Genomic DNA, 24,210 nt, shown 5'->3' on the forward strand with positions numbered 1-24,210 from the left:
GCCATTAAACGGTACTGCGCATTATACACAAAAGCCTGTGATTATTCCTTCGGCGCTTTCGCTTGTGGGTTTACGGTAGCGGCGTTCATCGATGAACGCAGATAGGCATCAAAGGTTTTTGCGGCTTTGCCAAATTGTTTATCGGCTTCGTAAATCAATCCGAGTTCGACATAAGCCGGAGTGTAGTTGGGCGCGATGCGAATCAACTCGATGGCTTCGCGTTCGGCATCAGCGAGTTTATCCGAAGCTCGCAGCATACGCGCCAACCACCAGCGCCCGGTTAAAAACGCCGGGTCGAGTTGCACAGCGGCTTTGAGTTCACGCGCCGCGCTTTCCGTTTTATTGCGCGAATAATACTGCAATCCCAGACGGTAATGCGGCAGCGACCAACCGGGCGCAAGCAATACGGCGCGTTTGAAAAAATCCATCGCTTTGTCGGCTTCGTTTGCCGCTTCATAAGCCGCGCCGAGAGCATTAAACGGACAAGCGGTTTTCGCATCTATCTGAATCGATTTTTCCAAAAGCGCGATGGCTTCTTTGGGTTTGCCTTCCACTAGCAACACGCGGGCGGCGGCAAACAAGCGCTTGGCTTCAACCTGCGGACTCGCGGGGTCGAGTTGTTTGAGCGCCGCAAACGCTAAACTAGCGCGGCGCAGTTGTTCAGGGTTGAAGGTCTTCGCGGAAGTCCGCACATAATTATTGACGCTCTGTTGTCCCACTTCATCAAGCGCGCCTTTCAAGTCAATCTCGATAGCGGCGCGTTGCGGTTCATCGGGAGTGTCGCGAATCAGTTGTTGATAAAGCGCCCACGCGCCATCGGCTTCAACGATTTTGCCCTGAGTAATCGCTTCTTTGATTTGCGCGACGAGCGGAGAACTTTTCATCGCCGCCCGCGCCGGAATTGCCGTTGATAAATCAAGCACCGTCTTTTCGGCATTGAGGGTTAAATTTTGTTTGAGGGTTTCACCACCCGGCGGGTCAACCGAAAGTTCTACATCGCCGTTTTGTAAACCATCAATCAACAGCACGCCGCTTGGTCTGATGCGCCCTTTGTAAGCGGCATTCACGTAGACTTCGCTGCCGCTGATACCGCGCACTTCAAGGGTTAGCGACGCGGGAAGCGCAGCGGTATCGGCAGCCGGAGCCTGCGTTGAGGATAAAACGGCAAGTGGCAAACGCGCATCGAGATTGCCCGCGACGCGCGGATGCTGCAAGGCTTTGGTTTCATTCGGGACGATTTCGGAAAGATAGTTGACGACTTCACCGGCGCGCACGACACCATCGTTATCGCTATCGGCTTTGCCGCGCAAACTTTCGAGTAGATGGTAGGTGAAGACGCCGTGACCGCCGCCCCAGCGTGTGTCTTCATAGCTGCTTTCGCTGTCGCGTGAAGCCAGCAGTTTGAAAGACCCCGCGCCGCTTTTTCCCGATTCATCGAAATAGCGATTGATTAACGCCTCGGCGCTCGTGCCGCGTGACGTGAGTCCCAGTTTTCCCGAATGGCAGGCATCGGCAATGATAACCTGCACCCGCGATTTCACACGCTCACTGACGATGCGGTTGAGTTCACCCACCGAAAGCGCCGTCGCATAAAGGTTCTGCGGGTCGGAATCGTGAGCCAGCAAATAGGCTTCATTATTTTCGACCACGCCATGACCTGCGAAAAATATGTAAACGATGTCATCGGCTTGGGCAGAGCGCGCAAGCCAGGAACCGAGCGCCGTGCGTATCGCCGCGACCGTCGCATTTTGATTTAATAGAAGTTTGATTTGACTTGAAGGAAAGCCGCCGCCTTCCGGGCTGCGCAGAAATTCGCCCATCGCTTCGGCATCGCGATGCGCGAATTTCAACTGGTCTTCGGGTTTTAAGTTTGGATAATTGGAAACGCCAATCACCACTGCCCAGAGTTTGCCGCGACCATCAGGCGCAACCCCGGTTTTAAATTCCGAAACCGAAATTTTGCGACTCGCCGTTTGTCCGATTTTCGGCTTCAACGGCTGCGGCTTCATTCTTATATCGGATTGAGCGAAGGTAATCGCCGAACAGATAATCAGTTGAAAAAGTAATTGAATATGGGTGTTTCTAAATCTTGACGGGTATTTCATTACCTCTACCTCTCGTTGCGGTTCAGGTGAGCCGCATTAGGAAATTCGTGATAACTAAAGTTAAATCCCCGATTTTGCCCAAGACGTAGAGGCCAGGTGAGTTAAGCTGGAACCAGCCTTGCCTTCTAATTGCCTCGTTAGCTTAGTACCACAGAAGTCATCAAAATGTTCGCAGAAAATTGTTAAAAAGCCTGGCTAACCGGAAGGCGGTCAAAATTTTCGCCCTGATGAAGCCATCAAAAATCGGCAGGAGTGTCGCCATTGGACAAAGTGATTAAATAATCCGGCTGCCTGTATGGTTTACGGCTATTGAGTTATTCAACCTTTACCTGTTTTTTTCGTAAAAGCTCACTGTAGAAGTTTTCCAGGCAATCAGGGCAGACGCTGTGCGAGAACTCGGCTTCGGAGTGTTTCGAGATATAATCTTCAATCTGGTTCCAATAACCTTTATCGTCACGGATTTTTTTGCAGGAGGCGCAGATGGGCAGGAGTCCGCTCAACAATTTCACTTTGGTCAGCGCCTCCTGTAGTTGCGCGATTAATTGTTCGCGCTCGGCTTCGGCTTGTTTGCGACGGGTAATGTCGAGCGTGATGACCAGAACGCATTGCTGACCATTCACTTCGATAATTTCGGCAGTCAACAGCGCCACCACCTGCTTGCCTGAAGGCGTTCGCAGTTGGCATTCATAGTTGCGGACGGTTTTTCTTCGTCTGACTTCCTCCATGAAATGTTGGTAATCGGCAGGATTCACCCAGGTATCCAATTCGACAGGCGTGCGTCCTTGTATTTCTTCCAGGGTGCGACCGATGGCGCGCAGATAGGCTTCATTGGCATCCATAAACCGTCCGTCATCCAGGCGACGAATGGTCATGGGCAGCGGGCTGGATTGAAAAACCCGCGAGAAACGTTCTTCGCTGGCTTTGAGGGCGTACTCTTTGCGTTTGCTTTCACTAATATCCCGGGTCACCACCAGCACCGATTCGACTGTGCCATCAGCGGCAAATTCCGGCACCATATAAGCCTGACAATGAATATTTTCCTCCGCCCTCAGATAAGTGAATTCAACTTCGGCATGCTTGCCGGTTTCGCAGACTTTTTGATGCGCCTGATTCCATAAGACAAGCTGCGAGGGAGGAAAACCGGAATCCCCGAACCGATTGCCGATGAAGGTTTCCGGTTCGAGTAGGGTGTATAGCTTGATTGCCGGATTGACATACAGGTAACGCCGGTCTCTATCGAATCGGGCAATCACATCTCTGGCGTTTTCCACCAGCGTGCGAACTTTTGCTTCGGCTCTTCGGGTTGCCTCTTCTGCGACTTTGCGTTGGGTGACATCGCGGGCAACGGCATCGAAGCTAATGACTTGCTTGCCATCGGTAACCAGGCGCACGTTTTGTTCCAACCAGACGGTGGTTCCATCTTTGGCAATCGCCGGAAACTCATAATAGGTTTCCGGTATACGCTTAATAAATTGTCTGCTATAAAAGCGTTCGCCCGCTTCACGAAAATCCGGGTGACACAGAGCCAAATAATGTCGCCCTAACAACTCTTCTTCGGTATACCCCAAAATGCGCGTAGCTGTAGGGTTGAACAGGATGATATTGCCCGCGGCATCGGCTTTATAAATGATGTCACCGGCATTATTGACCAGGTGGCGATAACCCGCTTCATTCTCTCTAATGGCTTCGCGTATGCGTTTACGTTCAGTGATGTCTTCGATGATGTAACAGAAGCGGCTATGCCCTTCGCCAGTCTTACCGATATGAGAAACCGTCGCAGCTAAAATGCGTGTGCCTTTTCTCCCCGCCAGTTCATATTCAAATCGTAAGGGTTCGCCGGCGCGCTCGCTCTCCTTATACGCCGCAATCCAGATGTCTGCCAGTTCCGTTGTCGCCCCCAATTGACTTGCCAGTTTGCCGATAATGGCTTCTCGCGTGGTGCCGAAAAAATCGGCGGTCGCCTGATTAACCGAGATGTGCAACACATCATTGCCAAGCAGTTCGACAACCCCCATCATCATTGAGGCGCTGTCATAGAGACTGCGTAACGCCGCTTCGCTTTGGCGCAAAGTTTCCTTGGTCGGATTGATTTCGCCCTCGTCTTGAGAAGCAGAGCTTACCGTCGCAGAGGTTGCGGACTGCAACTGGTTCAGTTGGTTTCGCAACGTTTGCAATTCATCAAGGAGTTGCGCTTTGGATTTCTTTTCATCCTTCATATGACGACCGCCTATTGTGAGTCATCAGGAGCGGTAAGTCGGATTCGCGGGGTTCTCACCAATATCCATACCTGCGTGTTGGTTCTCTGGTTTTGGGGAGTTTTTATTGCACTCGGACTTGGAACATCAGTCTAAAACGACAGCCAGACAGAGTCAATCAGGTTTCGCATAACGCCCGCGTTCAGCAGGCGCGCGAGCAGCACTGGCAGGAACCATTCAAAACTCGCTTCGCGCACTCGGCTGCACGCGATTAGACCCGGCTTGAAAGGACAGAACATTCCGTTTTATTTCAATTTGTGAATATTAAAGAATAGGGTATTGCTTTTGTATCGGGTATCAATTCTCGCCGCACCAATAGCGCATAGTGTGTACAAGACATTCAAAGCGATCTTTTATAAGCGCAGGCTTCCTTGATTTCTCTAAAACCTCGGCTCCAGTAATTTTGCTCTTTCCAGCAAAGAGTTTCTTTATATACTCGCAAGCCTCTTCGGAAACGACGTTGAAGTTGTATGTATTCCTGCCTTTGTTTACTGTCACCAACACATAGTGCTCTACGCCTTCGTACACGTAATATGTTTGCTTTTTGCTTATGACTTCGTTCACGAACCAAAGACTCGAAAGAACCTTTTTGGGATGCATCAGCTAATTCCTCTCTTGAAAGTTGCTTTGTCTGAACGCGCATTGAAATTATCACGTCATAGTCAATTGTCAAAAAATATATAGCTCTTCTGGGAACCCTCGCTAGTCCCGCGAGGGTCTAGCCGATGCTCAACCGAAAAGCCTATGGTGAAAGCGTTTTTGCCGGTCTACGGTTTTTTTTGACAAGCCGCCACATCGGGCATTGTGCCGTCGAGGAGTTGCCGGGCAATACATGCCCAGGCGGGCGCCAGATTAGAGCTTGCCGCATTGGTTTCGTGATAATGATTCGGCACTTTATTCTGTTTGCAAGGGTCTACGGCTTGCTGCATGCCTTTGAGTCCAAATGACGGCGGCATGAAATCATAGCCCGGCACCAGGTAGCCGAATTCATCGGGGCAAAGTCCCAAAACGAATTTGTATTTTTTGGTCATACGGTCAATCACGCCGGGTTCCGCGGGGCGTCCGGTGTTGGCTTCGGGGCAATCTTTGCGCCCGTATTTTTCGACGCCATAGAAGACTTCGGGAAAGAGTTCGCCCGGCGTGGTGATGATTTGCGCGTCGCCCATGGTAATTAAATAAACCCAGGTTTGCACCTCTTGCCAATTGTCAGCCGGATTATCGAGCACACCTTTTTGTTGCAACAACACATAGCCTTTGTTATCCATCGGCACGCGAAGCTCGGCTTTCTTCAAATCAATTTTTGCGACCGCGCTCCATTCGCCTTTGTCGATAGCATAAATCGCGGCTTTGGCGATGTCGCGCCCGATGGCATAGGTGCGTTCAATGGTGAATGCCGGACGATGGTTCGTCTCTTTGAGCGGAAAATCTTTGCCGTCGAAACGGATGCGGTCATGGTTTTTGGTATTCGAGTCGCCGATGATTTCCGCAGCCCCGATGTCGCCGCTGATGTAAAGACAGGTGCCGCCATATTTTTTTTCAACCGTCTCGCGCACCGCGTGCGGAAAGTCGGAAGTGATTAAGGTGTTTTTGTCTTCCATCGATTCCGGGTGAGTGTTCCATTGCACGATGGTTGCAATGGTTTTGTCGCGCATCTTGCCCGTGGTAGTGACAAATTGCATCACGCGCATCTCTTCATCGAAAAACACTGGCGGGCGTCCGTGGGTGCGGGTTTGCATGCCGGCAATCGCAGGCGACTCTTGCGGATTGGTGCGACCAAGTTTCAACTTCGCGGGTTGCGTATGGCTTGCCGCCTGGGTGACAGCTTTGGCGATTTGCCGGTCAATGAAGCGCAGGTATTTCGGATACTTGCCATCGCTTAGTCCGTGAACGCCCCACGCCCCGATGGTATCGGGGGCTTCGTGATTGTGCGTCGAGGTGATGAGAATTTCCGCGATGCCGAGTTTTGGCGAAATCAGTTTCTTAATTTCTTCAAGCCCGTAATAAGCCATCTTCGAGTAGTAGCCGATGACATCAATCGAAACGATAGCCATGCGGGTTGCGCCCGATTCCAGGACGATGGCGCGCGCCCACAAATCATCGGCTTTGCCGGTGGCGATGCGATTGTCGCCAAAGCCCGCTAAAAAAATGCCGTCGTATTTGCCTTTTGAACCGGCATCAAGCACCGTGTTGCCTTCGTCATCTTCAAAGGCTTCGCCCGCGTCCCAGCGATTATTTTTATTCAAGTCAGTAAAACGTTCGCCCCAGACGCCCGAATCGGTAATCGTGCCGTCCCACTCTGCGTTTTTTCCAAACGGCGTGATTGGGATAGCAGCAACCCCGACCTTCAAATCATCCTTCGCGGCATTCACCGGTTGCGAAGGAAACAACAGTTGCGCGACAACAAAAATAAAGACGATTGCACAGGCAATAAATTTCGACATTATTTTCTCCGATACCTTTTAGATTTGACTCAGGCGCATTGCCACAACAACTTTCCTCTTGTCCCATCTTCCGAAATAAAGGCATAGCCTATTCCAGCATCACCGAAATTTATATAAAAAAACTTGTCATCAGGGTCTAGTTGCAAGAGCAAATTCCAATTCCCACCTTCAGGAAATTCATCGGATTGTATGAAGCCCGGCGTCCCGCCAATCTTGGTTCCTTCTAAAGCATGTTGATACGTTTCGCGCTCGTCTTCGGGTAATTCCCATAATTCCGACGCGGCAATGAAATCAGGGTCTTCCCCAATTTCCAAGGACGCTAAATATTCAACCGGTTTCCAGCCTTCGCTATTGGTCGAGTTTTGCAATGTTGGGCCTTCACTGAGAGGTTGGGTTTCAACTTCACAAATGCCATCGGGTTGGATAATAACGGCATTTTCTCCAGCGTCAGGATTCCAAGTCTCTCCACTATTTTCTTCTTCATCACTTTTCATGAACACATAAGCCATTTTGCCAGGAATATCGCCAAACAATTCGTGCGCCAGCGCGATTTGACAAATAAACATCATTGGCACATTTGCTGCTCGGCTAATCGGCCATTGAGGTTCTGTAAGCCAAACCGGTTGTCCCCCGAATTTTGTTACATACTCTGTTATCGGGGATGAAGATGATTGAAAAGTGACTGAATATTTCTTTTTCATGATTCTCTTGGCCAACTTACAACTCTTTGAATTTATCTGTCGCTTCGATCAGCGCGCTGGTGTTGCCTTTTTCAAAAGCCGAATGTCCGGCGTCGGGAGTGATGTGGAGTTCGGCTTCGGGGAAGGCTTTATGCAATTCCCAGGCGCTCATCATCGGGCAGACCATGTCATAACGCCCTTGCACGATGACTGTTGGAAGGTGGCGGATTTTATCGACATTTTTCAACAGGTAATCTTCCGATTCAAGAAAACCTTTGTTCAAAAAGTAGTGGCATTCGATGCGCGCCAGCGCGACGGCTTTTTCAGGCGCGCCGAAATCATTAATCAAATTCGGGTCGGGAAAAAGTTTCGAGGTGCTGCCTTCCCAGATGCTCCACGCGCGCGCCGCGGCAAAGCGCGTCGCTTCATCATCGCTCGTGAGGCGTTTGTAATAAGCCGCAATCATATCGCCGCGCTCCGATTCGGGAATGAAATCGACATACGACTCCCAAGCGTCGGGGTACACCGCGTCCGCGCCTTTTTGATAGAACCAGTCCAACTCTTTTTTGCGAAGCAGGAAGATGCCGCGAAGCACCAGGGCTTTTACACGTTCCGGGTGGGTCTCTGCGTAAGCGAGCGCCAGCGTGCTGCCCCACGAACCGCCGAAAACCACCCAACCGGCGATGCTCAAATGCCGGCGCAAACGTTCAATGTCGGCAACCAAATCCCAGGTAGTGTTTTCTCTGAGTTCCGCGTAAGGCGTGCTGCGCCCGCTGCCGCGTTGGTCGAACAGGATGATGCGATAGGCTTCCGGGTCAAAGAAGCGACGATAGTCGTCAGCCAGTCCGCCGCCCGGTCCGCCGTGCAAAAAGACTACCGGTTTGCCTTCCGGGTTGCCGCATTGTTCAAAGTAGAGGGTGTGCAAATCAGAGACGCGAAGCATTCCGGTTTCATAAGGTTCAATCGGATCGTAAAAGGTTTTCATAGGGCGCATTCTATAATTGCCGCTGAGGTTCGGCAATGAGGCTTGGCTGAGTTTTTTAACAAAAGATTAAACGCGCTCTCGAAATATTTGACGGTTGGTTATTTGAAGTTTTTTTCAGGTGACGGCAAATCCTTAAACGCCTAACGGCAACGGCGAACTTTCAAATGCCCACGCTTAAACCGTCCATCTTGACAATGAATTTCCTGCGATGCTATTAAACCTCTGCCTTTCTAAAATCACCAGGCAGTATCAGGAGTGGGCATGTCACAAATCTCCCGTCTATTTTTGCGACATACGAAAGTCGTGTGTGTGCTAATGACGCTTGCGGTTTTTGTTTCGCTCATCACGCTTTCCAATTTCTCTGCGCGCGCTCAGTCAACCGCTCTCACCTTTGCGCGTACCAATTTGCAGGTGAAAGGACTGGGACCGCGCGGCATCACCGCAGAAGATTTGAACGGCGATGAAATTCCCGATTTGGTGGTCGCCAACCTTGGCACCTACCAGCTCTATCAATCGCAAACCCTCGACGTGTTTTATGGCAAAGGCGATGGCACGTTCACACTCGCGCAAACCTTGCCGGTAGGCGATGGCAATCAACCTTACGGCATCGCGGCAGCCGATTTGCGCAGCAATGAACGATTGGACATTATCGTTCCCAATAAAGATGGTCGAACCGTTTCCGTATTTCTACAAAAAGAGGACGGCACCTTTGCCGAACCCGTAGCCTATGCCGCCAATGATGCATGGTCTTCGTCGGTTGCCGATTTGAATGGCGATACGATTCCCGATATTGCCGTGGCGAATTTCGATAGCTACGCCATCACCTTACTGATGGGCGTCGGCGACGGCACTTTTTTTCAACCCACAGTGATTCCTGCAACCGCAGGCATGCAACCACGCGCCGTCGAATTCGGCGATTTCAACGGTGACGGGCGCAATGATATGGTAGTGCCGAGCGATACCTTTGACGGGCGCGTAGCGGTCTTTCTCAATAAAGGCGAAAAAAATGCTGCGAGCTTTGAGCCACCGCGCATCTATCGCGTCGGTCAACTGACGGGCTTTGCCGTCGTTCACGATATAGATAGCGATGGCAAGTTGGACATCATCACTTCATCGGCTTATTCCAATAATATTTCGGCGCTTTTCGGCAATGGCGATGGAACGTTTACAGCGCCGCGTCAATACGGCACGGGCGACATCTGGCCTTTCGGTATCGTGCTCACGGATTTCGATGGCGATGGCAAATCCGACATCATCGCGACAAGCGCCAAAGGCATGACCTGTTCGGTGCTTTTGGGTGACGGGCGCGGCGGGTTTTCGGCTCCGCAATTTTTTGAAACCGAAGGACCGTCAAGATGGGCGGCGGTTGCGGATTTCAATCTCGACGACAAGGTTGACATTGCGGTTGGCAATTATACCTTTTCGGGAAATTTTGAAACCGACCCTGGTCGTTTCTTTAATATCGTCAGCGTGATGTTGAATCATTCGACCATGCAATTGACACATCCGGCGTCGTTTCGCGTCAATTGTGGCGGTTCGCTGGTGCCGATGGGTAATAATTTGCAATTTGCTGCGGACGGAAATTTTGACGGCGGCAAAGTAATTACCACTGACCAATTCATTAACGGCACCACCAATCAGGCGCTCTATCAAAGCGCCCGACAAGGGACTTTCACTTACACGGCACAGGTCGCTGCCGGGCGCAGTTACACGGTGAAGTTGTATCTTGCGGAACTCTCGCAAAAATTCAGCAAGAAGCGGGCGCTAACGATTGCCATCAATGGCAAAACGATTTTGCAGAATTCCAATCTCTTGAAACAGGCTGGAATGCTCAATGCCCGTCCCGTCGCGCGTCGAAATGTGTGGCCGGACAGCAACGGACAAATCCGCATAGACTTTTCCGGTAAAAAAGGCGGGGCGATTTGTTCGGGCATTTCGATTTTTTAATCCGGCAAATCTTTTTCGGTTTGCCGTCTTCGACCTTCGGGAAAACTATCAATTGATTTTCTTAAATTGTGACTTACCGGACTGCCAGGCGCTGTCAGGCGTCCTGAACCCGGATTAATGATGCAGTCATCAGTAAAAGATGGAGGACAGCTATGGCAGTAAATCCGCTTCATAATGCCCGCGTTAAGGAACGCCGCTTATACCTGAGTATTGCGATTCTCATTCCGCTTATCGTCCTGCTGGGGTTTGCCCGGACATACTATCTGAAAGGTTTGTTCGATAGCCCGGCATTGCCCGGCTTGCTGGTGCATGCGCATGGGATTGTGATGACCTTGTGGGTGGCGCTGTTTATCGCGCAGGTCTGGCTGGTCGCCGCCCGCCGCACCAGGTGGCATCAGCGAATGGGAGTGGCAGGCGCGATTTTAGCCGCGCTGATTGTATTGGTAAGCGTGCTCACGGCAATTGCCGCGGCGGCGCGCGGGGCTTCTCCGGGTCCTCCGCCGCTCGTCTTTCTCGCCATCCCGCTGGGCGATATGGCGGTCTTTACGCTGCTCATCGCAACGGCGCTCTACTATCGTCGCCGCCTGGATACACACAAACGCCTGATGCTGCTTGGCGCAGTTAATCTGCTGACGCCGGCTATCGCGCGCATCCCGTTACAATTCATCGAAACCGGCGGGCCACTGGTGTTTTTCGGATTAACCGATTTGGTTGTGCTTGCCTGTGTGGCTTATGACACCATCATGAATCGTCGGCTGCACCCAGCCTTTATATGGGGCACGCTGTTGATCATTGCGTCGCAACCCTTGCGTTTAATGCTGGCAGGGACGGATGCCTGGATGCGGTTTGCGACCTGGCTGGTCAGTTGAGCGGACAACCTGTGCCACTCAGCAAAACCTCAAGCAGCGATTCAAGGAGCAAATGGCTTCCGGTTTTTTGAACGACTACCGGCTGCCCAAGGGCAGCGGAACGTTCGCCGTACCAGGCTTTCTCAGCATCCTAGACTCACCAGACCGCGCGCTGCTAATATCTCGCTCTTCATATTTTATTGCTATAAAACAAGGGGAATCTTAATGCGTAAGCGAATCACGCTGCTCTCATTGCTCATTGTCATTCTATTTACGGCTGCAAATTGTAAACAACAGCCAACCCAAAACAGCAATCAACAGAATCAACCAACTGCCAGAGCCGGGCGCTGGGTTGCCCAGTGGCGATCACCCGCCGCCAAAGGCGTTCAAGGGTTATATCTTGCAGCTTACACCTACACCTGTCTGGCGGTGCTGTCAACGAAAGTCGTCTACGCGGCGGGCGATGTTCCGAAACAACCCGACACCCGCGTCGGCATCTTCACACGCACCACAGATGGCGGCGCGACCTGGACGGAAAACGAAATCACCCGCCCCGATATGAGCATCCTGGGCATCAATGCCATGAGTTTCGTCAGCGAATCGACCGGTTGGCTTGTCGGGCTGAACAGTAAAAACGAAGGCGTGGTGTTAAAAACCACCGATGGCGGTGTGAATTGGGATGCAATGAAACTGCCCATCAAATTGACTCCCAAAGCCGTCGGCTTCATTGATGAAAATAACGGCTGGATTGGCGGCACTTCGCTTACCCCGGAAGACGAAGAAGAGGAAAACGAAGACGACAAGAAACTCGTCGATAGCGACCCCAGCGATTTATTAGCCACAACGGACGGCGGCAAAACCTGGCAATCGGTTCGGCGTCTGGCGTTCAGCGTCGGCGATATTTATTTTCTCGACAAGACCACCGGCTGGCTCGCGGGACAAAAAGGTTCGATTTATAAAACCACAGACGCCGGGCGCAGTTGGGACGCGCAAAAAAGCGAACTCGAACCGGGCGAAGGCGCGCAACTCGATATTCTCGGTGAAGGCTCAAAAAAATTCCGCATCATCGGGGTGCAATTCCCTGATGCGGAAAACGGGTTTGCCGCAGCCATATCGGGTGATAACACCGAAGGGCGCATTCTTGCGACCAATAACGGCGGCGCGACCTGGACGAAACGCCACATCGGTAAAAGTTTCGGCTTCAAAGATGTCTATTTCGCCAATGGCAAAACCGGTTGGTGTCTGGGTGATTACGGACATTACATTTACTACACGGTTGACGGCGGCGAACGCTGGCTTTCGGAAACCACCGCTTTTGAACAGGACATTCCGTTTTTCAGAATTCAGGGAGCCGATGAAAAGCATGTGTGGGTAGCGGCAGGCGGCGCAATCTTTTTCCGCACCGAGAATTAAGCAGGGGGAAAGGGAGAAGAGGAGAAGAGGAGAAGAGGAGAAAGGGAGAAGGGGAGAAGGGGAGAAGGGGAGAAAGGGAAAGTATGTGGCTCGGTTTTCGATGTAAATCATAATGAGAAAATTTTGCGCACTTATAAAAGAAACGGAATATTTATTCTTTCCCTTTCTCCCTTTCTCCCTGTCTCCCCTTCTCCCTTTCCCCCTGTCTCCCTTTCCCCCTGTCTTCTTCAACGGTGGTAAAAATTTTTTCATCGCTTCGATTCAATGATCAGTGGACATATCTTTTGCAAATTTCAGAGCAAGGAAAATCTCTATGCCGGTTTTATTGAAAAAGCTTTGTTTCTTTTTGACCATTCTGTTTTTCGCAGGCATTGCAACGAACCTCTCCGCACAGGCGCAAACCAAATCAACTACGGCGTCAAAAATCGTTGTACCTGCGCCGCGTGAGGTTATCGGCTTTACGCCGGGCGAGGATTACAAACTCGCAAGCTGGGCGCAGTTTGTTGATTATTTCAAAAAACTCGACGCGGCAAGCGACCGCGTGATGTTTGAAGAGTTGGGCAAAACGACGCTTGGGCGACCGTTTACGCTGGCGACCATTTCTTCGCCGGAAAATTTAAAAAAGCTGGCGCGTTATAAAGAGATTCAACGGCTGCTTGCCGACCCGCGAACTTTTAATAGCAACGATAGGGAAGCTGAAAAACTGATTGCCGAAGGGCGAACGATTGTTTTAATCACTTGCGGTATTCATTCAACCGAAGTCGGCGCCAATCTCGTTTCGATGAACATCGCTTATCGGCTGGCATCGAGTAATGAAGCGGAGGTGCGCGAGATTTTAGACAAATGCATTATCTTGCTTGTACCGTCTTTGAATCCCGATGGCGTTGATATTGTCAAAAACTGGTATGACAAAACTCTTGGCACACCTGCCGAGGGCACAGGCCCGCCAGAGCTTTATCATCACTATACAGGCCACGACAACAACCGCGACTGGTACGCCTTTACGCAAGTTGAAACCCAACTGACGGTCGATAAAATTCACAACGTCTGGCATCCGCAAATCGTCCACGACATTCATCAACAGGGGGAAACCGGTTCGCGATTTTTTATTCCGCCCTATGTTGAACCGTGGGAACCGAACGTGCCGCCGCTCATTCAAGCGGGCGTCAATTTCATGGGCACGTCGATGGCTTGGGAGATGACCAGCGAAGGCAAAGCCGGTGTGGTGATTAACGGCGTCTATGATGCGTGGACGCCTGCACGGGCTTATCAACATTATCACGGCGGTATACGCATTCTGAGCGAAACGGCATCGGCAAGGCTCGCATCGCCAACGACTGTGCCGTTTGAAAGACAAACCCCACAGGTCAATGTCGATACCAAAAAACGCAGTTGGAATTACCCTGTGCCGTGGTCGGGCGGCGTGTGGAAACTCGCAAACATCGTTGATTATCAACAATCGGGGGCGTTTGCTTTGATGAGAAATGCGGCGCGTTATCGCGAACGCTGGGTGAGCGATTTTTACAAAGTCGGCAAAGAGGCGGTGCGCGAACGCAAAGACAGCGAACCTTTTGCATTTTTGATTCCGCCTGTTGCTCAAGAAAATAATTGGAAACTTGATGGATTGGATAGAATGCTCGCAATTTTGGAAAGAGGCGCTGTTGAGATAATTAAAGCCAATTCAGCCTTTGTAGCAAATGATAAACAATATCCAGAGGGCACCTTAGTCATTCCAATGGCACAGCCATATGGCGCATTCGCAAAAACATTACTTGAAAGACAACAATATCCTGACTTGAGACAATACCCAGGAGGTCCGCCAATTCGGCCTTATGATGTAACAGCACACACTTTACCGTTGTTGATGGGAGTAAATGTTGTTGCGGTCAACAAACCTTTCACATTGCCTAAACAATCAAATATTGCTGGAGCTAGAGGACTAAATTCAATTCCTTCCAAAGCACGGGTCGCGCTTTACAAAAGCTATGCTGCCTCAATGGATGAAGGGTGGACGCGCTGGGTATTTGACCAGTACAAAAATAAATTCACTTACAAATCATTACTCGACGCCGAGATTCGCGCGGGCAATCTGCGCGCGAAATTCGATTGCATTGTCTTCCCCGACCAGAGCGCCGCAGCAATTTTCAACGGCTTATCCGCTTCGCGCTACCCGAAAGAACTCGCGGGTGGTGCAGGGAGTGTGGGTGTTGAATCGCTAAAGAAATTCGTCGAAGATGGCGGCACGATTATTACGTTGAATGACGCTTCGGAATTCGCTATCGAATATTTAAACGCGCCGGTTCGTAACGTCCTCGGTGGCATTCCTCCGAAAGATTTTTATTGTCCCGGCTCGATCTTAAAAATCAAATTCGATGCGACAAGTCCGCTCACGGCAAACGCGCCGACGCTTGCAGGCACCACTGACGAAAGCATCGCCTGGGTAGAGACGGGTCCCGCATTTGAGGTCACCGGTGATGAAGCGAAAGTCGTGGCGCGCTTTGTCGATGCCAAAGAAATCCTGCTTTCGGGATGGTTGCTCGGCAATGAAAAGATTGCCGGTAAAGGAGCAATCGTTGAAGTTCGACGCGGCAAAGGGCGCATCGTGATGTTCGCGTTTCGCCCGCAATATCGCGGTCAAAGCGTTGCCACGCTTCCCTTCCTGTTCAATGCTATAATGACCAGCGGAAAATAAGCATGTGAGGTAAAACTTATGAGCGCAACAAGTTTTGAATCCGTGTTAAATGCAGCGCGTCAATTGCCTGTAGAGCAACAGCAGCAACTCATTGATGAATTACGTCAAGAGCTTCAAACAGCTGATGATGAGAAAAAGCGGCAAGCGTTAGATGCAGTTGAGCGGACACGGGGAAGAATTAAAGGGTTAGACAGGGAAACCATTATCTGGTTAGCCGAAGATGAGGAATTGTGTGGATATTAAACTGATTCCAGCATCCACATCACTATTAATAGACGCCAATATTTTCCTGTATCACCTCAGCAATTCTTCCGCTGATTGCACAGGTTTTTTGAGGCGGGTGGCTCGCAACGAAGTAAATGCTCAGGTGACTACTACAATTCTTGCAGAGGTCTTACATCGGCGTATGACCAGCGAAGCTTTGACTAAAGGTCTAATTTCTGCCGGACAGCCGATTAAAAAGCTAAAAGCAAATAGGGTACGGGCTTTTTGTTAATGATTCAATCAACCTCGCTTGCGCTCAAAGATTTGGCATTGCAAACATCGTCACCCACGATGCGGATTTCACGAATGTCAACAGCATTACTGTTTGGCAACCGACCGATATTTAAAACACTGGAGGCAAACCATCACATGAAACGATTCATTCTTTCGGCATTTTCAATTCTGTTGATTTTCACATTGACGCTATCAGGCGTAGCCCAAAAACGCACAACCAGGAGCGCACCGCCACAGGTGATTCCGCCGATTCCGCAGGCGGCTTATGATGCCATCTCCGCCGAAGATTTGCTCAATCACACGCGCACCCTCTCTTCGGATGAATTTGAAGGGCGCGCGCCGGGAACACACGGCGAAGAGATGGCTGTGGGTTATCTGCAACGCAAAAGCGAAAAGTTCGGGCTTGCGCCCGGCAACCCCGATGGCACTTACATTCAAAAAGTGCCGCTGGTTGGCATCACCACGCCGCAGACCGCGCGGCTTAAAATTCATAACGCTTCGACAAGCTGGCACCTCAATGGCGGCGACGAATTCATCGCCCGCACGGTTCGCGTCGTTGAATCAACCGGTTTCGATGCAGCCGATATGGTTTTCGTCGGCTACGGGGTGGTTGCTCCCGAATATGGCTGGGACGATTACAAAGGCATGGATGTGCGCGGTAAAGTTTTAGTCATGCTGGTCAATGACCCTGCGGTTGCTGACCCGCGCGACTCGTCGAAACTCAATGACAAAATGTTTAAAGGTCGGGCAATGACCTACTACGGTCGCTGGACTTATAAATATGAAATTGCCGCGCAAAAAGGCGCAGCGGGAATTTTCATCGTTCACGAAAATGGCCCGGCGGGTTATCCGTGGTCAGTGCCTAAGGGTAGTTTCTCTTCGGAAAATTTCGACATCGTTTCCAAAGATAAAAATATGTCGCGCGTCAATGTCGAAGGCTGGATTACTACAGACGCAGCCAAACGCTTGTTTCGCGCCGCAGGTCAGGAATTTGATGATTTGAAAAAAGCCGCCACTCGTCGCGATTTCAAACCTGTCGATTTGAAGGCTCAGGCGTCGCTTAAAATTGAACAGCAACTGCGCTACATCAATTCGGCAAATGTCATTGGCAAACTCGAAGGGTCGGATGCGAAACTCAAAAACGAATATGTTATCTACACCGCGCACTGGGATCATTTCGGCATCGGCGAAGCCAATGAAAAAGGCGACAAAATTTATAATGGCGCTTTGGATAACGCGACAGGGTGCGCGGCGCTTCTGGAACTCATTCAGGCATTCAAAGCCTTGCCTGCGCCGCCGAAACGCTCGATTCTCTTTTTGTTCGTCACCGCCGAAGAGCGCGGTTTGATTGGCTCGAAATACTATGCCGAAAATCCGCTTTATCCTTTGGAAAAGACCGTCGCCAACATCAACATTGACGGACTCAATCAATGGGGACGCACCAAAGATTTCACGGTCATCGGGCTTGGCAATTCGACGCTCGATGATGTGTTGAAACAGGCGGCGGCGGAAAGGGGCAGATATTTGAGACCCGATGCCGAACCTGAAAAAGGCTTTTACTATCGCTCCGACCATTTCAATTTTGCCAAGCAGGGGGTGCCTGCGCTCGACCCCAGCGAAGGTATCGAATTCATCGGCAAACCCGCAGATTACGGCATGAAAAAACGCGAAGAGTACACGGCAAACGATTATCACAAACCCACGGACGAGGTAAAACCGGATTGGGATTTGTCGGGCGCTGTCGAAGATGTGCAGTTGTTGTTTACTGTCGGACTTCGGGTAGCGAACACTTTAAAATTCCCTGAGTGGAAACCGGGAACCGAATTTAAAGCTAAACGCGATGCGATGCTCAGGAAAGCTGCGGCACGTCGTTAAGGGTTATGGAAATTGCCAAGAGAAAAGGCTGCCAGCGTTTTATTGCTGGCAGCCTTTCTTTATTTTTCTGCGATAAATTTATTTGGTTTTTCTCGGTGATTCGTGAGCAATAGCCGCGGCAAGCGGTTTGGCTTCTACAGGCATTGGCACCGTGTTATCGAACAAAATGGCTTTGGCATCCATCTCTTTGCCATAAAAATCGCGGTTATCGTCTTTGTCCTGCTTAACGACCGCGCCATTGAGCGTCAGTCCCGCGAATAATCCTTTAGAACGTCCGTAAGTTAAAATTTCCGCATCCAGTCGAACATTGGTTTCCGCAGAGACATTGCGCCCGACGGGTCCAGCGGCAGCAGAGGCATCCGCGCCCACCGTGAATTTATCGCCAACCAAGCGTTCCATGCCGCGACGATTCATGATTAACATCACCACATCGGTTTGTTGAAAGCCGATTTGCAAGCCGATGCTGCCGCCTTCAACCGTAAGAAAAGATGGCGCGCTCCATTTTCTCGTAGCGGTTCGGCACATCACTAAACCTTTGCCATATTTGCCGCCGATGCCGAGTCCGCCTTTTTTCAATCCGGGCACGATGGCAACACATTCGGCGCGGTCAAGCAGATCATCGGGAATAGCTTTATCGGGCGTTTTCATTATTTCTTTGAAAACTTCTGTGGCGCGTTTCAATCGTTCGACCTCATCTTTGCGCCCTTCTGCGGAAGCGGCAATTGCCGCAAAGGATAACAACAACATCAGAGAAAACAAGTTGGTAATAATTTTCATGAGTTTTCCTCCAGAAGAATATTGAACTGAGAATTCCAACGCTGGAAAGAATCATCCTTGAAACTCTATTTAGGGGGAAAAGCTTAATTGAATTCTAAACAGCGCCCTTGCTTGTGCGACTCATTTATCATACGTTACCAGCGTAGTTGCCGCAATTTCGTCGAGGGTAAAATTTTTCCGACTTTTTACATCGGCTTACAGTCTATAAAGCTGTAGCGGATGGTGTTTAAGAAATTCAGACAGGTGGCGCGAGAACTTGGATTTAAGCGATACGCAAATCATTGAGCGCACTCTTGAAGGGGAACCCGAAGCCTTCAATGTTCTGGTTTACCGTTGGGAACGCCATATTTACGGGTTGACTTTCCGTATGCTGGGGCGCGACGAAGAGGCTAAAGACGCAACTCAGGAGACTTTTTTATCGGCTTATCGCAATCTCTCCAAGTTTCGCGGCGAGGCTAAATTCTCTTCGTGGATTTATCGCATCGCGCTCAACATTTGTAACACCAGATTGCGCGGGCGCAGCAAGTCTGCGCTTTCCATCGAACAGGAACGCGAAGAGCACGGCTTTGAAGTCGCCATTGAAAATTATGATTTAAGCGAGGATATTCAACGCGAACAAATCACCACGCAGGTGCGTCGCGCCTTGCAGGGACTGCCGCCGGAAATGCGCCAGATTATTGTGATGAAAGAATACGAAGGATTGAAATTTCATGAGATTGCCGAAATTCTCGGCATCCCGCTTTCGACCGTCAAGACCCGTATGTACACCGGACTCACGGAACTAAGAAAGCGTCTTGCCCATTTGCGCGAGGCTGTTTAAACGGCTTTTGATTAACGCTTTGCTTCAAGCCTTGTGCCTCGCGCCAGCGATGCAGGAAGTTTTGAAAAAAGGAAGTGACCAACCATGACTCAAGAAAAAAACACCACGCCATGCAATATGCGCGAACTGCTCGTGACCTATCTTTACGGCGAATCAACACCCGAAGAGAACCTGCGATTTGAGTCGCACGTTTTAGAATGCGCCGCCTGCAAACAGGAACTTTCGGCTTTTGAAAGCGTGCGTCAGTCTTTGCAACTCTGGCAAATCACTGAAGCGCCAAGCGTCCGCGCATCGGTCTCGGAATCCATTCAACCGAAACGTTCGTTCCTCTCCGTATTAAAAGAGTTGTTGCTGGTCATGCCGCTGTGGGCAAAAGGGCTTGGCGCAGTGGCGACGGCGCTGTTGATTTTCGCGGTGCTCGGCATCAATATCAGCATCGGTCAAAACGGCTTTTCATTCACTGCCGATATTTTGCGAAAAAACCAGGCGATTGCGGCAAACGGAAATACCAATATCCCAGGCAATCCACCGTCAACTTTAGCTAAAGTTGACGCGGCGCAAATCGAAGAACTGCGCGCCGGGCTTTTAGCGCAGGTGAAAGCTGAAATCGAAAAGAGCGATGCCGCCAACCAGGATGCACTCAAGATGCAACTCGTCAGTTTGCAGACCCAACTCAAAGATATGCGCGCCCTCGATGTCTTGAAAATTGCCACGCAGGTGCAGGCACATCAAGCCAGGATTCGCGCCATCGAACGCGATATTGACCGGCGCGAAGGTTTTGGACTGAACGATATTTTCAGCGAAGTCACTGCGCCGAAATCCGATAGCGGCAGTGGCAGCGAGGATTAATTGAATTTGGACACCAGCCCGAAAAAGCCTTTCGGGTTTGGTGGCGCGCGAGATACCGCAGCGGCTGTTGAAGTTGGTAGACGATGCGCGTGGATTGGGGAGAGTTCACGCGCAATTCTATCCAAAACCTTCAACCCCGTTGCGGTTTTATTTTTGTAAACAATTACGAAGCGCCAGGCAGCGATTAAAAGCAGAAGCTTTAAACTTTTGGCGTTCCGCATTGCTTTTCCGCATTCTTAAATTTCATTTTCCTTATTCATCGCCGGTAAACTTTTTTCATTTCGCTCGAAGATGATAAATGGGCTACAATTCGCCTTCGCATTTCTTGAATTTGAGAGAGACTGAACATGAGCATTCTTGATAAGATTCGCGCCCGCGCTGCCTCCGACCCGAAACACATCGTCTTACCAGAAGGCGAAGATGAACGCACCATTCAAGCGGCAAGCCTGTGTCTTGCAGACCGGCTGGCGCGGCTTACGTTAATCGGTCGGGAAGCGGTTATTCGCGAAAAAGCCGCGCAAATCGGCGCCAATCTCACAGGCGTTTCCATCCTTGACCATCGCCGTTCAAGTGATGTTGAAACTTATGCGGCGCGTTATCACGAAGCCCGTCGCGCCAAAGGCGTTACTTTGGATGAAGCGCATGAGCAGATGCGCGACCCGCTCTATTTCGGCAATATGATGGTGCGCGAAGGTCGCGCCGATGGCAGCGTTTCAGGCGCGACGCATACCACCGGTCACACAGTAAGTTCGGCGCTGCGTTGCATCGGACCCAAACCGGGTCTCAAAGTGGTGTCGAGTTTCTTTTTGATGGTGCTTCCCGAAAACCAATTCGGCGAAGCGGGCGCGCTCATCTATGCCGATTGCGCCGTGATTATCAACCCGACGGTTGATGAACTGGCGGAAATCGCTATTGCGGCGGGCGATTCGGCGCGCGCCCTGCTTGGCGTCGAAGCCCGCGTTGCCATGCTTTCGTTTTCCACCAAAGGCAGCGCCAAATCGCCCCTCGCAGATAAAGTCATCGAAGCCACCAAGACCGTGCAGGCGCGCGCGCCGCACCTGTTGATTGACGGCGAATTGCAGGTCGATGCGGCATTGATTCCGGCGATTGCTGAAAGTAAAGCGCCCGGCAGTTTTGTTGCCGGTCGTGCCAACACTTTGATTTTCCCTAACCTCGAAGCCGGAAATATCGCTTATAAAATCACCGAACGACTGGCAAACGCGAGCGCCATCGGACCCATCTTGCAGGGACTTGCCAAACCCGCCAATGATCTGTCGCGCGGTTGCAAAGCCGAAGACATACGCGATGTCATCGCTATCACAGCAGTTCAGGCACAGGCAGCGTCTTCAAAAAGGTAATCAAGCTTTTTACCCTAAGAAAAAGAAATCTTGAGAAATTTTTGCCGCCAAAGGTTAATACATTGGAAACTAAGTTAGTTGATATTGCTTTAGCGTTCAGAGTTACGCATTTATGCGTGAATCGCTCTTCTCTCACGCCTGAAGGCGTTACTCTGAACCTCAAGAAATTTAGTTTCCAATGTAGTTAATCTTTCTTAAAAAACAACAATAAAACCCTCATAAATCTGCCGATGTTCCTGTTCACTCCATAAAATCCCACATTTCTGACAATATCGTTATCAAGTTTTCAGATATTTTTATCAACATGATTGACACACTGATAAGCGCTAAATATAATTAGCAGTCTTTGAAAAGGAGTGCTAACAAAATTATTTCCAACATAGCGCTCAAGCCAATTTATCCACGTTCTATTACATTTCAGAAAGGAGTAAGAAAATCAGATGGCAAGCATCAGACCACTTCACGATAGAGTGATTATCAAACGCATTGAAGAAGCCGAGCAGATTCGTGGCGGCATCATCATCCCGGATTCGGCGAAAGAAAAACCGCAAGAGGGCGAAGTCATCGCCGTCGGCAAAGGCAAAAAACTCGATAGCGGCGAATACGCTGCATTGGATGTTCAGGAAGGCGACCGCGTCCTGTTTGGTAAATATTCCGGCACCGAAATCAAACTCGATGGCGAAGAATATCTCATTATGCGCGAAGATGAAATTCTCGGCGTAATCGAAAAAGCCGAAAAAGCAAAAGGCAAAGGCAAATAAATTTTTACAGGAGATAAAGGAGTAAGAAATTATGGCAAAACAGATTTCATTTGGCGAAGAATCCCGCCGCAGCCTTTTGGCAGGCGTTAATCGTTTGGCTGACGCTGTGAAAGTCACGCTCGGTCCCAAAGGTCGTAACGTAGTTATCGAAAAGAAATTCGGTTCACCCACCATCACCAAAGACGGGGTGACGGTCGCAAAAGAGATTGAACTCGAAGACAAATTGGAAAACACCGGCGCACAGATGGTGCGTGAAGTCGCCAGCAAAACTTCTGACACAGCCGGCGACGGCACCACTACCGCTACGGTTCTGGCGCAAGCGATTTTCCGCGAAGGCGTCAAAACCGTTGCCGCCGGCGCAAACCCGATGGCGCTCAAACGCGGCATCGACAAAGCCGTTGAACAGGTAGTCACAGAAATCCGCAAACTTTCCAAACCCGTTAAAGGCGACGCCATCGCGCAAGTCGGAACCATTTCCGCAAACGGCGATGCCACTATCGGCAACCTGATTGCCGAAGCTATGGACAAAGTCGGCAAAGACGGCGTCATCACCGTTGAAGAATCACGCACTTTGGAAACTTCTCTCGATGTGGTCGAAGGAATGAAGTTTGACAGAGGTTACCTCTCTCCCTATTTCGTCACCGACGCAGAAAGAATGGAAGCGGTTCTGGATGATTGCTTGATTCTCATTCACGAAAAGAAAATCTCTTCGATGAAAGATTTGCTCCCCCTGCTTGAGCAGGTCGCCCGTCAAGGCAAACCCTTGCTCATCATTGCCGAAGATGTTGAAGGCGAAGCTTTGGCGACCCTCGTGGTCAACAAACTGCGTGGCACGTTGCAAGTTTGCGCAGTCAAAGCGCCGGGTTTTGGCGACCGTCGTAAAGCCATGCTTGGCGACATCGCGGTGCTCACCGGCGGCAAAGCCATCACCGAAGATTTGGGCATTAAATTGGAGAGCATCACGGTTCAGGATTTGGGCAAAGCCAAGAAAGTCATCGTTGACAAAGACAACACCACCATCGTTGAAGGCGCAGGCAAACAAGCCGAAATCGATGGTCGCGTCAAACAAATCCGCGCTCAAATCGAAGATACCACTTCCGATTATGATCGCGAAAAATTGCAGGAACGCTTGGCGAAACTGGTCGGCGGTGTTGCCGTAATCAAAGTCGGCGCGGCTACCGAAACCGAACTCAAAGAAAAGAAAGCCCGCGTTGAAGACGCCATGCATGCGACCAAAGCAGCTGTTGAAGAAGGTATCGTGCCGGGCGGCGGCGTGGCATTCATCCGCGCGCAAAAAGCTTTGGAAGGCTTCACGCTTGAAAGCGAAGACGAAAACATCGGTGTCGGCATCGTCAAACGCGCTTTGGAAGAACCGTTGCGTCAGATTGTTGGCAACGCCGGACAGGAAGGCGCAGTCGTGGTTGAAAAAGTGCGCTCCAATAAAGCCTCAAGCTACGGCTACAATGCCGAAAGCGGCGACTTTGGCGATATGCTGGCGATGGGCGTGGTTGACCCGACCAAAGTGTCGCGTTCAGCTTTGCAAAACGCTGCTTCAATCGCCGGTCTGCTGCTTACGACCGAAGCGTTGATTTCGGAAATTCCCGAAGAGAAAGAAGCGCCGGCAATGCCGGGCGGCGGCGGAATGGGCGGATTCTAATTCAATCCATTCTTCCGAACATCGGAAAAAGCTCTGCTTCACAAAGCAGGGCTTTTTCTTTTTCAACTGACAAAAACACGCGCCACCCGATAACTTATCCTTAGCACGGTCGTCTTAACCGCGCACTCCGTCGGTCAGAGATCGACGCTCAACCTCATAAAGGGTTAGTCCATCTGCCCTGCTGATTCGCCAATCCATACAAGTAGTGCTATGCTGCTTTTTCAAAGACGAAAGAAAATCAGTAACCGT

General features: G+C 50.5%; 19 protein-coding genes. 12 read left to right on the forward strand and 7 right to left on the reverse strand.

Annotation, left to right across the window (positions count from 1 at the left end):
* Positions 1-41: 41 nt before the first annotated feature.
* The 5 genes from AB1757_13710 to pip all read right to left on the reverse strand — a co-directional run bounded on the left by AB1757_13710 (position 42) and on the right by pip (position 8,466).
* Positions 42-2,105 (reverse strand): caspase family protein, encoded by a 2,064-nt coding sequence (locus AB1757_13710; protein MEW6128091.1) that lies wholly within the window; start codon positions 2,103-2,105, stop codon positions 42-44.
* Between the two features lie 314 nt (positions 2,106-2,419).
* Positions 2,420-4,321 (reverse strand): PAS domain S-box protein, encoded by a 1,902-nt coding sequence (locus tag AB1757_13715; protein MEW6128092.1) that lies wholly within the window; start codon positions 4,319-4,321, stop codon positions 2,420-2,422.
* An 806-nt stretch (positions 4,322-5,127) separates the two neighbouring features.
* The gene (locus AB1757_13720) at positions 5,128-6,801 is read right to left on the reverse strand and encodes a neutral/alkaline non-lysosomal ceramidase N-terminal domain-containing protein (protein MEW6128093.1); all 1,674 of its coding nucleotides are present in this window, start codon (positions 6,799-6,801) and stop codon (positions 5,128-5,130) included.
* 29 nt (positions 6,802-6,830) lie between these two features.
* Positions 6,831-7,502: a DUF1963 domain-containing protein gene (locus tag AB1757_13725; GenBank protein MEW6128094.1), complete on the reverse strand. Its 672-nt coding sequence runs from the start codon at positions 7,500-7,502 to the stop codon at positions 6,831-6,833.
* Between the two features lie 16 nt (positions 7,503-7,518).
* Positions 7,519-8,466, reverse strand: a complete 948-nt coding sequence (gene pip / locus AB1757_13730; GenBank protein MEW6128095.1) for a prolyl aminopeptidase — start codon at positions 8,464-8,466, stop codon at positions 7,519-7,521.
* 261 nt (positions 8,467-8,727) lie between these two features.
* Between pip and AB1757_13735 the strand changes: the two genes are divergently transcribed.
* The 7 genes from AB1757_13735 (at position 8,728) to AB1757_13765 (ending at position 17,739) form a co-directional block, all read left to right on the forward strand.
* Complete coding sequence (locus tag AB1757_13735) at positions 8,728-10,413, forward strand: FG-GAP-like repeat-containing protein (GenBank protein MEW6128096.1); 1,686 nt, start codon at positions 8,728-8,730, stop codon at positions 10,411-10,413.
* 152 nt (positions 10,414-10,565) lie between these two features.
* Entirely contained in the window at positions 10,566-11,282 is a 717-nt protein-coding gene (locus AB1757_13740; protein MEW6128097.1) for a hypothetical protein, read from the forward strand.
* 204 nt (positions 11,283-11,486) lie between these two features.
* Positions 11,487-12,674 carry a YCF48-related protein gene (locus AB1757_13745; GenBank protein ID MEW6128098.1) on the forward strand — a complete coding sequence of 396 codons (1,188 nt, stop codon included), beginning with the start codon at positions 11,487-11,489 and terminating at the stop codon, positions 12,672-12,674.
* A gap of 313 nt (positions 12,675-12,987) precedes the next feature.
* Entirely contained in the window at positions 12,988-15,366 is a 2,379-nt protein-coding gene (locus AB1757_13750; protein MEW6128099.1) for a M14 metallopeptidase family protein, read from the forward strand.
* A gap of 18 nt (positions 15,367-15,384) precedes the next feature.
* Complete coding sequence (locus tag AB1757_13755; protein ID MEW6128100.1) at positions 15,385-15,609, forward strand: hypothetical protein; 225 nt, start codon at positions 15,385-15,387, stop codon at positions 15,607-15,609.
* Positions 15,599-15,862: a hypothetical protein gene (locus AB1757_13760; protein ID MEW6128101.1), complete on the forward strand. Its 264-nt coding sequence runs from the start codon at positions 15,599-15,601 to the stop codon at positions 15,860-15,862. Before AB1757_13755 ends, AB1757_13760 begins: the two co-directional genes overlap by 11 nt.
* Positions 15,863-15,936: 74 nt before the next feature.
* Positions 15,937-17,739 carry a M28 family metallopeptidase gene (locus AB1757_13765; protein ID MEW6128102.1) on the forward strand — a complete coding sequence of 601 codons (1,803 nt, stop codon included), beginning with the start codon at positions 15,937-15,939 and terminating at the stop codon, positions 17,737-17,739.
* A gap of 78 nt (positions 17,740-17,817) precedes the next feature.
* Here AB1757_13765 and AB1757_13770 read toward each other — a convergent pair whose 3' ends face one another.
* Positions 17,818-18,516 (reverse strand): lipid-binding SYLF domain-containing protein, encoded by a 699-nt coding sequence (locus tag AB1757_13770; GenBank protein ID MEW6128103.1) that lies wholly within the window; start codon positions 18,514-18,516, stop codon positions 17,818-17,820.
* A 256-nt stretch (positions 18,517-18,772) separates the two neighbouring features.
* On the opposite strand from AB1757_13770, the gene AB1757_13775 reads away from it, so the two are divergent.
* A complete protein-coding gene (locus AB1757_13775) occupies positions 18,773-19,336 on the forward strand; it encodes a sigma-70 family RNA polymerase sigma factor (GenBank protein ID MEW6128104.1) in 564 nt (187 codons plus the stop codon).
* An 84-nt stretch (positions 19,337-19,420) separates the two neighbouring features.
* Entirely contained in the window at positions 19,421-20,185 is a 765-nt protein-coding gene (locus AB1757_13780) for a zf-HC2 domain-containing protein (GenBank protein ID MEW6128105.1), read from the forward strand.
* Here the strand turns inward: AB1757_13780 and AB1757_13785 are convergent.
* Positions 20,182-20,406 (reverse strand): hypothetical protein, encoded by a 225-nt coding sequence (locus AB1757_13785; protein MEW6128106.1) that lies wholly within the window; start codon positions 20,404-20,406, stop codon positions 20,182-20,184. The two genes, AB1757_13780 and AB1757_13785, sit on opposite strands and share 4 nt — an antisense overlap.
* Positions 20,407-20,532: 126 nt before the next feature.
* Between AB1757_13785 and pta the strand changes: the two genes are divergently transcribed.
* From pta to groL, 3 genes are all read left to right on the forward strand, one after another.
* The gene (gene pta / locus AB1757_13790) at positions 20,533-21,543 is read left to right on the forward strand and encodes a phosphate acetyltransferase (protein ID MEW6128107.1); all 1,011 of its coding nucleotides are present in this window, start codon (positions 20,533-20,535) and stop codon (positions 21,541-21,543) included.
* 440 nt (positions 21,544-21,983) lie between these two features.
* On the forward strand, positions 21,984-22,304 hold the full coding sequence (gene groES, locus AB1757_13795; protein ID MEW6128108.1) for a co-chaperone GroES: 321 nt from the start codon (positions 21,984-21,986) through the stop codon (positions 22,302-22,304).
* Between the two features lie 31 nt (positions 22,305-22,335).
* Positions 22,336-23,961: a chaperonin GroEL gene (groL, locus tag AB1757_13800; GenBank protein MEW6128109.1), complete on the forward strand. Its 1,626-nt coding sequence runs from the start codon at positions 22,336-22,338 to the stop codon at positions 23,959-23,961.
* The last annotated feature ends 249 nt before the right edge of the window (positions 23,962-24,210 follow it).

Source organism: Acidobacteriota bacterium, assembly GCA_040754075.1.
Classification (GTDB): Bacteria; Acidobacteriota; Blastocatellia; order UBA7656; family UBA7656; genus JBFMDH01.